The sequence below is a fragment of the Streptomyces camponoticapitis genome (assembly GCF_014646115.1).
Lineage (GTDB): Bacteria > Actinomycetota > Actinomycetes > Streptomycetales > Streptomycetaceae > Streptomyces > Streptomyces camponoticapitis.
Window position 1 is genome coordinate 168970 of record NZ_BMMV01000012.1, and the last position, 13684, is coordinate 182653.

Annotated in this window: 11 protein-coding genes; 5 read left to right on the plus strand and 6 right to left on the minus strand. The window is 64.5% G+C overall.

Features of this window, described 5'->3' with window-relative positions; translation table 11 throughout:
- Positions 1-71 precede the first annotated feature (71 nt).
- Complete coding sequence (locus IEY79_RS19950) at positions 72-845, minus strand: GIY-YIG nuclease family protein (RefSeq protein ID WP_229700981.1); 774 nt, start codon at positions 843-845, stop codon at positions 72-74.
- 126 nt (positions 846-971) lie between these two features.
- Between IEY79_RS19950 and IEY79_RS19955 the strand changes: the two genes are divergently transcribed.
- The 5 genes from IEY79_RS19955 to IEY79_RS19975 all read left to right on the plus strand — a co-directional run bounded on the left by IEY79_RS19955 (position 972) and on the right by IEY79_RS19975 (position 8571).
- On the plus strand, positions 972-2267 hold the full coding sequence (locus IEY79_RS19955; protein ID WP_189108882.1) for a DNA cytosine methyltransferase: 1296 nt from the start codon (positions 972-974) through the stop codon (positions 2265-2267).
- Between the two features lie 242 nt (positions 2268-2509).
- A complete protein-coding gene (locus tag IEY79_RS19960) occupies positions 2510-3046 on the plus strand; it encodes a very short patch repair endonuclease (protein WP_229700982.1) in 537 nt (178 codons plus the stop codon).
- Between the two features lie 149 nt (positions 3047-3195).
- On the plus strand, positions 3196-4755 hold the full coding sequence (locus IEY79_RS19965) for an ATP-binding protein (RefSeq protein ID WP_189108884.1): 1560 nt from the start codon (positions 3196-3198) through the stop codon (positions 4753-4755).
- Positions 4748-5731: a PD-(D/E)XK motif protein gene (locus IEY79_RS19970; protein ID WP_189108885.1), complete on the plus strand. Its 984-nt coding sequence runs from the start codon at positions 4748-4750 to the stop codon at positions 5729-5731. The genes IEY79_RS19965 and IEY79_RS19970 overlap by 8 nt, the downstream gene beginning before the upstream one ends.
- A complete protein-coding gene (locus IEY79_RS19975) occupies positions 5728-8571 on the plus strand; it encodes a Z1 domain-containing protein (protein WP_189108886.1) in 2844 nt (947 codons plus the stop codon). The genes IEY79_RS19970 and IEY79_RS19975 overlap by 4 nt, the downstream gene beginning before the upstream one ends.
- Positions 8572-9731: 1160 nt before the next feature.
- Here the strand turns inward: IEY79_RS19975 and IEY79_RS19980 are convergent.
- The 5 genes from IEY79_RS19980 to IEY79_RS20000 all read right to left on the minus strand — a co-directional run bounded on the left by IEY79_RS19980 (position 9732) and on the right by IEY79_RS20000 (position 13673).
- On the minus strand, positions 9732-10880 hold the full coding sequence (locus IEY79_RS19980) for a glycoside hydrolase family 183 protein (protein ID WP_189108887.1): 1149 nt from the start codon (positions 10878-10880) through the stop codon (positions 9732-9734).
- Between the two features lie 104 nt (positions 10881-10984).
- Positions 10985-11503, minus strand: a complete 519-nt coding sequence (locus IEY79_RS19985) for a hypothetical protein (protein ID WP_189108888.1) — start codon at positions 11501-11503, stop codon at positions 10985-10987.
- A gap of 58 nt (positions 11504-11561) precedes the next feature.
- Entirely contained in the window at positions 11562-11786 is a 225-nt protein-coding gene (locus IEY79_RS19990) for a hypothetical protein (protein ID WP_189108889.1), read from the minus strand.
- A 73-nt stretch (positions 11787-11859) separates the two neighbouring features.
- A complete protein-coding gene (locus tag IEY79_RS19995; protein ID WP_189108890.1) occupies positions 11860-12558 on the minus strand; it encodes a DUF6585 family protein in 699 nt (232 codons plus the stop codon).
- A complete protein-coding gene (locus IEY79_RS20000; RefSeq protein WP_189108891.1) occupies positions 12555-13673 on the minus strand; it encodes an AfsR/SARP family transcriptional regulator in 1119 nt (372 codons plus the stop codon). Before IEY79_RS20000 ends, IEY79_RS19995 begins: the two co-directional genes overlap by 4 nt.
- Positions 13674-13684: the final 11 nt, after the last annotated feature.

The following is a 13684-nucleotide window of genomic DNA, read 5'->3' on the forward strand; positions in this document are numbered from 1 at the left end:
CGGCGCTCCACAGGGATACCGCATAGACGGACAAGTTCGAGTGCTGCGACTCTCAACGGCCAGACGGCCTGTCAGGCGTCGACTACTTCGCCGGAACGGTAGTAACGCATGCCGCTGGGGTACTCCTCTGTCTTGCCGTACATGATCACGTAGCCGGGGAGTGCCGTTACCTGCCACGGCGCGGGAGAATGCTCGGAGATCATGCGAAGCGCCTCATCGGCAGTCAGGTGCGAGGCAGGGAGCTGGATGCGGATCTCCTCGAATGCCTTCGTGGCCTCGTACCGGAATACATAGGGGAGAGCGACCTTGGTGGCCGCAAGTAGCTCTGCCAGGCTTACCTCGGCACCTTCCAACGGGTCCGCAGCGATCGGGTTCGGGAAGGCGTACTCCAGGTCGATGGGATACTGCCGGTCGAAGTGGCCGGCATCGACCTCCGTGGTGTCCCGCCGCTTGCCCGGGTCGTTGTTGCCGAACCCGTTATAGTTCCATGGCACCTCGCCCTGCCCTCGATGCTTGTTGATCAAGAGGCGCTCGGGTGCGACGGCACCGAAGTCCTCGTCGACGTACAAGCAGATGAAGGACATCTCGGCGGGGGAGATGTTCCTGCGGCCGGAGATCTTCCGAAAGTGTCTCTCGATCCGTTGTGGCAGCGACTTGTCTGCCTTGCCGACGTAGACAAGGCCTCCACCCTTGTAAAGCTGGTACACACCAGGCAGCGGTCGTAGCGACCGAATGTCCTCCAAGGTGAGAGGGGCCGGCATCAGCTCTTCCAGTGCGGCCGCGAGCTGGTCGCCGAGTGCCTTTGTGATGCTCAGTTTGAACTCGGCATGGTTCTCCAGCGACACGACCGGGGCCTCCTGATGACATGCGAGTAGTGATTGTCATCACTCTATCCGGTGAATCCGGGGAACACGGGAGCGGATTTCCGCAGAGGACTCACATGATCGACAACTCCGCGGTATGGTTTCTTCATGTCTGAGCTGCGAAAGAAGCATCCCGAGGTGGGAACCTGCGTCGAGCTGTTCGCCGGTGGTGGTGGCCTCGCCATGGGCATCCACAACGCGGGCTTCCGGCCGCTACTGGTGAACGAGTACGCCACCCGGGCGATCGAGACACTTCAAACGAACGAGATGCCAGGCGGCGGGAAGTGGCCCCTAAAGGCCGGCGATGTCCGCACGCTGGTGGAGGACTTCAAGAAGCTGGACGGCCAGGTCGACGTCCTGGCTGGCGGACCCCCGTGCCAGCCGTTCAGCTTGGGAGGTGCCCACAAGGGCACGGAGGACGAGCGGAACATGTTCCCGCAAATGTTCCGTGCCATCCAGGAGATGCGCCCGAAAGCTGTCATCTGCGAGAACGTCCAGGGCCTGCTCCGGAAGTCATTCAACCCGTACTTCCAGTACATCCTCAACGAGATGCGCCTCCCCTTCATCGAGCGCGAGGCAGGTGCTACGTGGGAGGAGCACAACGAGGTACTGGAGAAGCTGCTCGCCAACGACTCGGTGCCCTCCTTCGAACGTTATGACGTGAAGTACCACCGCGTGAACGCGGCGGACTATGGCGTTCCCCAGATTCGGCAGCGGGTCGTCATCGTGGCCTTCCGTGCAGACCTCGAAGTGGGCTGGGACGAGTTCGAGCCGAGGGGGACCCACTCGGACGAGTCCCTGATCCACTCCATGCGCGAAGGTGGGAAGTATTGGGACCGGCACAAGGAAGTTGATCCGGAGGCCCGTGCCCGGGCCATCGCGAACCTGCCGAAACTCGACCTAGACAACCCCAAGACCAAGGAGAAACTGGCCCTTCAGCCTTGGCGGACGCTTCGAGACGCGATCCATGGCATCGACGAGTTCGAGGGCCGCTCCTTGCCGTTCGTGAATGAAAAGGCGGTCAACGAGAAGGAGCAGGTGGGAGGGATCTCCGACCACTTCGGTTGGCCGGGCGCGCGGATGTACAAGGGGCACACTCCAAACCTCCTCGACCGCCCCGCCAAGACGGTCAAGGCTGGCGTGCACGGTGTCCCTGGGGGCGAGTCCGTGATGATGACGGACGACCCCGCGTTCGACGGCAGCGGCTACCGATACATGACCGTCCGCGAGACAGCGCGAGTTATGACCTTCCCTGACGAGTGGACGCTCGCCGGCCCCCGCGGCGAAAAGATGCGGCAGCTCGGCAATGCCGTGCCCGTCAAGTTGGGCAAGGTGTTCGCCGATGCGGTCGCCGCCGCTCTGCACTCCGTTGAAGCCTTGAAGAAGCCCGGCGGGAAGCGGTGACACGAGCAGAGGCCGGACGGCAGCGAGGCTGGAACGACCGACTGCCGCCCTCGAAGGCGTACAAGCCGCGCCCGGGTTTGTCCCGTGACAAGCGAAGCGCCGAGCAGGACAGAGCCGCCGGTGGTCGGCACCGCCGTGCTGTGCTTCTCGATAGCGGTTCGTACGCGCGTGCGTCGATTCAGCTTCGCCTCTATCGGAATACCCGCCGCATCCAGGCATACCTCCGCTGGTCAGATAACGGGGTGACGAAGGAGAAGCACGTCTGCGATGTCGACGAGGCGACCCGAGCGGCGAACCTCGCCCTGGCATGGACCAAGGCGAGGGAAGAGGGAAGGGTGGTCGATGAGCCACTTCCGCCGAATTCGAGGGCCTCGTCGGTGGCAGTCCGCGCGGTCATGACTGCCAACAAGGGCAAGGACACCAAGCCTGAGATGCTGCTGCGCGCGGCCCTACACCGCAAGGGCCTTCGCTATCGGGTCGGCATTCGCCCGCTTCCGGAGTTGAGGCGCACGGCGGACGTTGTCTTCCCGAAGGTGAAGGTGGCGGTCTTCGTCGATGGCTGCTTTTGGCACGGCTGTCCGGACCACTACCGGCCGTCGAAGCAGAACAGCGAGGCGTGGAGCAAGAAGGTCAAGGAAAACCGGGACCGCGACACGGCCACCACGATCGCGCTCAAGGAGCAGGGCTGGACGGTGCTCCGGTTCTGGGAGCACGAAGATCTGGAGCTTGCCGCTGAGGAGATCAGGGCAACGGTCGAGCACCGTAGAGCCCGACTCTGACAGCTGCACCCGCCTGGCTAGAGGCGGGGCGGCGAGATCGCGTCGGCTTCGTGATCGCCCCCATCCTCAGCTGAGAACAGTCACTCGCAAGCGCCTTTGCTTGCTGAACATCTTCACAAGAAGTACACCTATGGCGATACGGTGACTTCATGCCCACGGTGACTCGACCCTGCGACAAGCCACATGACGTGACACCGAATCAGGTGTGGCAAGAACACGTGCCAGTCGATGGCACCGTCGAGCTACCTCCCGACCGTCGCGCTCTTGACGGCCTGGGCCAGAATCACTCGCTGCGGACGGCTCTCGCAGATTTGGTCGACAACTCGATCGACGCCGACGCGAGCCACGTGCTGATCCGGTTTGTTCGCAAGCACGGCCGGCTGCGCGGACTGTACGTGGTGGACAACGGCAAAGGCATGACCGACGCAGCCATCAACGTGGCAATGACGCTCGGCGGACGTCGAGAGTATGCCGAAAAGGACCTGGGAAGCTTCGGCATCGGGCTCAAAGCAGCTTCGTTCAGCAATGCGAAGGCCGTCACCGTAGTGTCATGTGCGACGGGGCACGCTCCAGTGGGCCGGCGCCTGGAAGCCGATCCCAATAAGCGTGGATTCCACTGCGATGTCGTCGCCCCAGCGTTCGCCAAGTCCGAGCTGTCTCGCCGGTGGGGAATTCCCTGGTCCGGAACAGGAACTATCGTGCGTTGGGATGAGGTCTTCGGCTATCCCGCCACGGACGACCCCACCCGTGTCGAGGAGTTCATCACCAGGTCGATGACAGAGATCATCAACCACTTGGGACTGATCCTCCATCGTGTCATCGAGGACGGCCGCATCGAGATCCTTTTGGACGTTGAGGACGTGGACCAAGACCTGGTCGGTCCGCGCTCGCGCGTAGATGCGATCGATCCCTTCGGCTACACCAGACCCGGAAAGGCGGGCTACCCGAAGGACCTTCTCGCACGCCACGGTGACCTGCAGGTGGCTTTCAAGTGTCACATCTGGCCGCCGCAGTCGCGAATGCTGGAGTTCAGCCTTGTCACGGGGGCAGAGAAACACCAAGGACTTTTCTTCTATCGGCGTGGCCGGCTCCTTCAGGCAGGCGGAAGCTGGGACGGGGTCAGCGTCGCGACTCGTGAGCGGCAGCTGGCCCGGGTCGAGGTCGACATCGATGGACTACCGCACAGCCTCCTCGCAATGAATCCAGAGAAGTCACGTGTCCAAGTCGGCCCGGACTTCGCCGCAGTAGCGGCTTCCGCAGTGGCTGACAACGGAACCGCGTTCGCCGACTACCTGGCGGACGCCGAGGAGCGGTTCAGGGAGTCACGCAAGCGACGGCGGGCACGCAAGTCGATGATCCCGCCGGGCAAAGGCTTCGCGCCGCAGCTAAAGCGCGCGATCCGAGACGAGATACCGCTGCAAGATCACCAGGTGCCCATCACGATGCGCTGGACACGCTTCGATCGCGCGGACAGAGACGACTTCTTCCGCGTCGACCGAGCCGAACGTGTGCTCTGGCTAAACGAACGCTTCAGGCCACCGGCGAAGAGTCGCCGAGGTTCGAACGACGCTGCGCTGCTGAAGTCCCTCTTGTACCTCCTCATGGAGCAGGCCTTCACTGGCGAGTATCTAGGGGTCCGCGACCGAGACAACATCGAGCTGTGGCAGGAGATTTTGAGCATGGCGGCGAAGGTGGACGTGGGTGAGTGACGACCGCCATCTAGATCCGGAGAACTTCGCGGAGGCTGTGTCCCTCGGCATACCCTTCGAACACCCGATTACGGGCAATCCGAAACTGAGCGTTTTTATCAATCCCACTCGCCACGAGATAGGTCTGCGGGCGCCACGGGCCTCGCGGGAGGGGAAGATCGAGACAGGCCTGACACACGTTTCGTGCCGCTCGGTGTTGCTCGCTGGCAGTCAACACATCGAGGTCGTCGTCGATGATCCCGACATGTTCGCCGAAGGTTACGCACTCCTGTGTCTCGTTGCAGACCGAATCCAGCTTGCAAGTCTCAGTGTCTCAGCAGCCGTCACGGAGACCATTCACTCCCTCGGGAAACTGCTTCGCGGTCAAGGGGTACTCTCGCCCGAGGGCGAGGTCGGATTGTTCAGCGAACTGGTAACGCTCAGGTCCTTGATCGGCTGCATCGACTCGGAAGATGCTGTGGGCGGATGGCTCGGTCCCGTCGCTGAGGAGCACGATTTCAGCCTGCGACGGGTCGATCTTGAGGCGAAATCTACTCTCGCGGAGGCTCGCCAGCATTGGATCTCTAGCCTCACCCAGCTAGTGCCGACGGTGGGCAAGCCGTTGTGGTTCGTCTCGCACCAATTCACCACTGCAGGGCCTGGTCAAGGCAGGACGCTTGCCGAACTCGTCGCAGAGGTTCGAACAGCGCTGAGCGGAGTCGTGTTGGCGGACTTCGATCGCCGCCTGACAGCTGCTGGTTGGCACAGGGATATGGCGAAGGAGGGCGGCCGACGCCTCCGCTCTCGAACCTCACCGCTTCTCTATCTAGTCGACGAGACCTTTCCACGCCTTACGCCAGCGAGTTTGGCCGGAGCTGGCGTCCATATGTCCTCCATCACTGAGGTTCGGTACCGGCTCGACCTCTCAGCGGTGCCCCACAGCCGCCACACTCCTTCGTACCTACAATCAGCCCTGACCTCCGGAGGAACCGTATGAATCTAGTCGATGCCTATCTAGGTGCATTGAAGATGATGGAAAGCACCGGCCCACGTCCTCTAGGCCAGACTGCCGCTTTCATTGCCGCGAGTCCCGCACTGGTGGCAGAGTCCGAGCTGCGCTCCCACTTGGCAGAAGCCAACCCGAACGACGAGTTGCGTCGTGCGCTGAGTCTGCGGCTGGCCACACTTGACCACCAGCCTGCGGGTGTCGCCTGGACGGAGGACACCGCCCCGAACACGCGTGAGCGCCGCGAGGTCGTGCTACGCACACTTGCTGTCGAGGAGGCGACCGCAGCCCTGCTGGGCGATCTCATCCCCATTGCCAACCTCGACGAGCCCATCGTCATAGCCGACGATTGGACGCCCTGGTACACAGAGGACATCAAACGTAGCCGCGACTTCTACTGGCAGCACTACTCTGAGTCCCTCAAGGCCGCCCCACATTTGGATCCGAAGGAAATCCCTGCACTGGAGCAGGCCACGGATCGGGTTGTGGAGAGGCTGGCGAACCCGACCGCTACCAAGGCCTACCAGGCCAAGGGTCTCGTGGTGGGCTACGTCCAAAGCGGCAAGACCGCCAACTTCACCGGCGTAATCGCCAAGGCCATCGATGCCGGGTACCGGCTGATCATCGTCCTCAGCGGAACCACGGACCTGCTTCGGACGCAGACACAACGCCGCTTGGACATGGAACTCGTCGGCCAAGAAAACATCCTCAGAGGCGTTAAGTCTAACGACGAAGCGGCATTGGACGCCACGGATTACGTCAGGGGCGACCCGGACTGGGACCGCTTCGTCCAACACGGCGTGCGACCATCAGACGGGGGCGGTTCTGACCTCTATCGGCTGACGAAGAAGTCTTTCGACTACAAGAGCCTGGAACTTGGCATCTCCGCGTTGGACTTCATTAAGCGGGAACGGCGCCTACCCTTCTTCCACCCATCCAACCTATTTGCTGGAGATACACGCCTGGCGGTAGTGAAGAAAAACGCCGGGGTCCTCAAAAAACTCGTCGCAGACCTCAATAAGATCACGACACGACTCGAAGAGGTCCCTACTCTGATCATTGACGATGAGTCCGATCAGGCCTCTGTCAACACCAGTAGGCCCAAGCCACTCTCCGCAGACGAGAAGAAGAAGCGCTCCGCCATCAACCGCCACATCGCGGAACTGTTGAAGATGCTGCCTAGAGCGCAGTACGTCGGATACACGGCGACTCCTTTCGCCAACGTATTCATCGATCCGAACGACGCCGAGGACATCTTTCCCAAGAACTTCCTAATCGCCCTGCCTCCAGGACCGAGCTACATGGGCGCGCGCGACTTCCACGATCTGTACCTGGATATCCCCCTCGAAGAACGCACCAAGGAGAACTCCGCCGAGAAGGCTCATGTACACATCGTCAATGAAGATGAGAAAAAGCAGGATGCCGATCTCCAGCACGCGCTTGACACATTCGTCCTCACTGGCGCGGTAAAGCTCTATAGAGAGAGCGTCAGCTGCGACATTTTCCGTCATCACACGATGCTCTACCACGTAGCGATGCAGAAGGATACTCATCGCGAACAGCGGGAAAGGGTCAAGGAAATGTGGGACCGTTCCGGATACCGTTCCGCGTCATGTTTCGAACGACTGCGCGACATCTATGAAAATGACATCTTGCCGGTTACAGGACGTCCAGACGGTGGTGTAGCGCCGTCAAAATTCGACGATCTCGTACCATTCATCGGGGACACGGTTAGCCGCATCGGACGAACCGGGCATCCAGTCCTTGTAGTAAACAGCGACAAGATCCAGGGAGAAGAGCTCGACTTCGCGACAGATCCGCATGTCTGGAGGGTCCTTGTCGGAGGTAACAAGCTAGCCCGCGGTTTCACCGTCGAGGGTTTGACTATCTCCTATTACCTGCGTCAGTCCCGGCAAGCCGACACCATGATGCAAATGGGTCGTTGGTTCGGATATCGCACCGGCTACCGCGACCTGGTGCGCTTGTACACCACGCAAGCTCTGTACGACGAATTTGAGGATATTTGCCAGGACGAGGAGTTCTTCCGCGACGAACTACGCCAGTACGCTCCACTTGGAGCCGACGGTTTGCCGCAGATCACACCTAGTCAGATTCCCCCGCTCGTCGCCCAGCACCACCCGAAGATCAAACCGACAGGGGCGAACAAAATGTACAACGCACGGGTGGAGCAACGGCGAACGCCGATGAAGGAACCGAGCAGTGGCTACCCCATCGTCTCCGACGAGACATCGCTCGACCAGAACACCAGAGAGTTCCTGCCGCTTCTCTCGTCTGCGGTTGCTAACCCGGAGGTGGTCGACTTGGAGGGGCGACCCGTCAGCGTCCTGAGCACACAGATGAGCAACGAGGACTTGGTCTCGATCCTGAGCCAACTCCAATGGGCTAAGGAGGATTCGTTCCGCCCCGACCTCAACTACCTTCGCCAGGCGAAACCCGACATGATCGCGGACTGGCATGTCGTTCTACCTCAGCTCAAGGGGCTGGACGCCCAGGTGACTATCGAAGGCGTCGGACCGCTCAGCGTCCACCGTCGCCGCGTCATCAATGGAAAGCTCCAGGCGAAGTCACAGCCGGCCGACCGATCCCTCATCCAGCCGATCGCGAACCGTCCAGGGTCCACCCGAGGCGGCATGCTGCTCTACCCCATGGTGCCCAGGGACGCTCCCGTGCAGGGAAAGTTGTCTGCCAGCAATGTGGTCATGGCCTTCACGCTCATCCTCCCTCAGGCCTCGGGAGCAACTGACGGAAAGCTGATTACCTGGACGACCAAGGATTCCTCGCTTCCCGGCTACGCTCTCGTCTCCCGGTGAAGCAAACCCGCCCTAGGAAATTTATGAAGTCTGCAGGTCTCGGCCATACCACGGGCACCGCTTGCCGAGGCTTGCAGATGGGCATGATTGCACACCACTTCGCTGCCCATGCCAGCGACTTGGGCCGAGTGATGCGGTCCGGGAGCAGGCATTGGCGATCCGCGCCCGACATGCTGCAATGACAAGAGTGCCCGTCTCAGTTTCCGTCTCATTCAGCCGCGTTCATGGTCGTTCAGACGAGACCCACAGCCGTCCCGGCACTGGCAACCGGCTGATCCTGAACGCAGGTGAACGCCCCTGCACACAGCCCAACACCCCACCAACAGACTTGGAAAGCTTGCGCTCTCGCGCAACGGGATGCGACTACAGTCAGTGTCAGAGACTGATGAGATCGTGCGGGGATGGACTCGTTATCTGATCTCCCCTAGTTGGTGGCGCCGGAGCAGGCCGTCATCGCTCACTACCGCCTGAGCGGCGATGAGTACGGCTCACAGGCTGAGCGTGGAGCGATCTTCGAAGCCTCGCGGGTGATGTCGGCGGCGGTTGAGAAATGGGGAGTCGGCGAGGTCGACGGGAACGAATTCGGTGCCGGCGAGGTCCCGGTGTACGGCTACGGTCCGGATGCAAGGCGCCTTCAACGTCATAGAGCCGATTCTTCGTAGCCTACCGATGCGGTCAGCCCACCTCGTGTTGCGCCGGGGGAGTCCGGAGACGGAATCCCGCGTGAATCTGTGATTGCGGTACAGCAGCGAAGTACGGCAACCCCAGCAACCAACACCATCGCAACGCACTCGTACGGCCCTGGTGCGGCTGGCATGACCGCAAGTGCCGACCTGGCTAGAGCTACGGATCAGAAGGTCGGACGTCCAGGCTGTGTCCCGATGAGTGTCTAACTGCGTGACAACGCCAACGAACACCGGCGGACGACCGCAGACGTCTGCGGATCATCAGCGCAGGCGAAAACCACCGCAGCCCAAGGCGCCGCCCCCACCCAAGTTGCTTCGGGACGAAGAAGTCATAGGTTCAAATCCCGGCCCCGACTGCAGAAGCAGCAACTCGGAGGGCCACCTTGGGGGCCCGGCTCGGAGGGTGGTCTCCTGCCTCTCCACCGTGGGGCTCTCGCCTGGGTTCAGGTGCCGTGCTCGGTGGGTCGCCCGGTGTCAGGCTGGGATGTTGTCGAACTGGCGTACCCGGTACGGGTGGCCCGGCGTGCCGTTCCATTGGGAGACCAGCAGGGTCAGGGAGGTCGGGCTCGGGCTGGCCGGGTGGATGTAGCCGCCGTAGAGGTTGGGGACCGTCAAGGCCGTGATCCGGGGGACGGGGATGCTCCAGGCGGCGTCGGGGCGGGAGGCCGTGCGGGTGCAGATCGCTCCCAGGGTGACGTCGAAGTAGCTCATGCAGTAGGTGCCGTTGATCCGCTTGACGGAGAACTCGCCGGTGTGGTGGCCGGTGAGGATCACCGATGGCGGCGCCGCGGTGGTCCACTGCCAGGAGCCGTTGAGGTAGGCCCAGTTCTGCTGGGCGCCGAAGTCGCCGGCGCGGAAGTCGGCCGGCTGGATGCGGAACAGCTGGATGGCTCCGCCGTCGGCCGTGTTCCGGTGGGTGCCGTTCCAGCGCTTGGAGAAGATGTAGAGCCAGCCGTCGGGGTCGATGCCGGCGAACGACCACATGCCGTAGAGGGACTGGTTCGCTCCCTGGGTGTCGCCGGGCCAGTGGTGGCCGTAGTCGTGCCAGGTCACCCCGTAGTCGTCGGAGTAGGCGACGCCGGACATCAGAGAGCCGTCGTAGCCGGCCGGCGGTGTCCATGTGGCCACCGACGTGTAGTGGATGTATGTCCGGCCGCCGAACTCGACGCAGTCGTTGGGGATGCGGCTCACCTCGTGGCCGTGCCCGTTGTCCGTGTCGTGCCGGTAGTTGAACAGCTGGCCGGCCCGGCCCTCGGTCGGCATCGCCCAGGTGAACGAGATCGGTGTCGCCCCGGAGGCGTCGAAGCTCGCCTGGTTCAGCATCACCGGGGAGCCGAGGTAGTCGCCGCCCTGCTGCGGGCCCGTCCACGCGTCGCCGAAGACGTAGCCCCAACTGCCGTCGTGCTCGCGGTAGTAGGGGATGGCGAGGTCGCCGGAGCCCAGTCCCTGCCGACTGGCCGAGTCGCCGGGCTGCTCGCACAGCAGCGTGCCGTTCTGGCCGGCGGCGACGGCGGCGACGGCGGGCGTGGCGGGCGTGGCGCCGAGCCCTCCCGCTCCGGTGAGCGAGAGGCCGATACCGGCCCTGAGCAGGGAGCGTCGGCTCGGGCGAAAGGAAAAGGACATGAGTCGGTCAAGCCTCCGGGTCGGTGTTCATGGGTGAAACTCCAGCTCGGTGTTCTCGGTGTTCTCGTTCTCGGGGTACGTCGGCTCGGTGGCCTCCGGTGCGGTCAGGGCTGCCTGACGGAGCTGGAACCGCATAAGTCGCAGAGGGCGACGACGCCCGTGCAGCTGTACGTCATCTGGCCCTGGGAGACGCTGTGCGTGGTCTTCTTCTCCCGGAGGTTCGTATTGCCGCACATCCCGCAGGGTCCGGCGGCCGGGACACCCCAGGGCCTGGACGGTTCCAACCGCAGGGCCGTCGGGACAATCAGCACCGCGCAGAGGCCGGCGAGGCCGAACCCGATTCCGCGCGCGGCGGAGTTGCCGGACTCGCGGCGGTCGGCCATCTCCTCGTACGAGAAGGATCCGCCCCCGCCGCGGCTGGAAATGATCAGGCATGTGTCGTCGCGCTTCATGGTCTCGCCGTCGCAGGTCGGCGCCTCGTTCGGGTCCCCTCCGACCGTCAGGGCCAGCAGCAGCCCGAGGCCGCCCGCCGCCACCAGCCCGATCAGTGCGGTCATCCGGCTGCGTCCGCTCCGCCGGCGTTCGCGCTCGGCCCTGGCCTTGTCGATCAGTGTGTTCGCCATGTCCCCACCCAGCGCTACCACGTGATTCTCCTTCTTCCGGCCGTTGTACGTGTCGTCATCACCGGGCGGCGATGATCATGATCAGGAGCATGATTCCCAGGGCGATGAGGCATCCGCCGGCGCCGGAGGAGGACCCCTCGCGGAACTCGACCATCCCGCCGGGGACGACCCTCGGATGCCTTCGGTCGTAGTGGGCCTCGGTCGCGTGCCAACCCCGGGATTCGCTCCCCCAGGCGGTGCGGTGCCCGCACTCGCCGCACCGGTATCGGTAGCTGTCGGCCACGCCTGTCTCCTTCCGTGCTCGGTGAGTTGCCTGTGGCCGCCCGCATCCCCGCTGCGGCCTTACGCCACTTACGTCAGTAGTAGTCGTCCTCCTCGGCACCGGCCAGGTGTTCGGCGAGGGCGCGGAAGACACAGAGGTTCGGGATTCCGGACCCGGCCGTGCCCCACACCTGCCACCGCCCGGCGGCGCGGACGGCGACGGAGCCGTTGAGGATCTCGATCCGCTGAACTCGCGCCCATCGCAGGGACGTCCGCCGGGAGCCGATCTCGTCAGCGGTGATCCATACGGGGCCGAAGACGAGCCGCTCTCCCCGCTCCAGGGCGGCCAGGGCCGGCGGCATCTGCGCGTCGGTGACGGCCCGGCGGATCACGGGCCCCCACACCTCCGGGAGGCCGAAGTCGCCGCAGCGCAGCACGATCTGCTCTCCGTCGACGTCGTCGAGCACATGGGCGCGGGTGATGCCTCTCGGGGACGGCACCCTGCGCCGCCGCACCACCGTGGTGTCGTAGCGGATGACATGGATCCGACCGCCGACGGCGAGCGTCAACCCGTGCTCGTACAGGTCCAGCCGTGCCCCGGGTCTCATTCCCCTCCCGCCGACGGACCGCAGGAGGCGGCGCGCGCCCGCGGCGGCGGCCCGCCAGAAACCGGGGGTGGTGCGCGGGGCCTGATAGGTGGCGCGTCGTCTGCCGAGGCGTGCCAGACCGGCGGCCGCGGAGATCCGGGCCAGCAGCAACTCCTCCTCGCGGCCACGCGAGTTCCCCTCTCTCACGCCGCACCCGCCCGACCGGCGCAGGCGCCTTCCTCGCGCAGGACGGCCCACCGTGCCCGCAGCAGCGGTTCGCCGGGCGCCACCCCCAGTTCGTCGGCGAGCCGCCGGCCGGCCCGGTCGAAGACGGCCAGCGCCTCTGCCCGCCGGCCGCCGCGCCGCAGCGCGTGCATGAGCGTCGCGGCGACCGGTTCGTTCAGCGGCTCCTCCTGGGCCAGGGCGGACAGTTCGGTGATCGCCTCGATGCCCCGGCCGAGCCTCAGCTGCCAGTCCGCCTTCCGCCGCGCCAGGGCGACCCTGCGCTCGGCGAGCCGCAGGCGCTCCAACTCGGCCAGGCAGCCGGGCAGTCCGGCCGGCGGCTCGCCGCGGAACAGCTCCAGAGCGCGAGCGCACAGCCGCACCGCCTCGGACAGGTCACCGGTGCGCTCGGCCTCCCCGGCCGCGGTGACGAGGTCCTCCATGCACAGCACGTCCAGCTCGGCGACACCACGGACCAGTCCGTACCCGTACCGGTCGCGCCTGATCACCGGGTCCGGGCACCCTCCGAGACGCAGGCTCTTGCGCAGCCGGTACACGTAGACCGGTACGACGTTGCCGTCCGGCTGCTCCGTTCCCCATACGCCGTCGAGGAGTTGCCGCCTGCTGACCGTACGGTCCGGGCTCAGCACCAGCGCCGCGAGTACGGCCTGCTGCCGTACCGGGCCGATGTCCACGGGCTGCTCCGCGAGCCATGCGCGTAACGGGCCGAGTACCGAGATCCGAAGCCGGGGACCGGGCGCGGGGCCCGTCCGTTGGCGGACGGTGGTCCCCTGCCGGGCGCAGATCCGCGGAGCCGCCGGCCGGCCGCGCGGGCCCTGTCCGGGCCGGACCAGACCGCAGTCGAAGGCGTACACGATGGCGGCGGCCCGGTCCCGCAGCCCCAGCTTCACCAGGACCCGCCCCAACCGCCCCGCCACCACACGCTCGTTCAGGGTGAGGGCGTCGGCGATCTCGGCGTCCCCCAGGCCGCATCCGAGCGCGTGGAGCACTTCGCGCTCCTGGGCGGTGAGGACCGTGACGCCCGGGTGCCCCTGGGGCGCGGTCGTCGTCTGCCCCTGGGCTGCGGTCGTCGTCGGCATGGCGGTTTCCC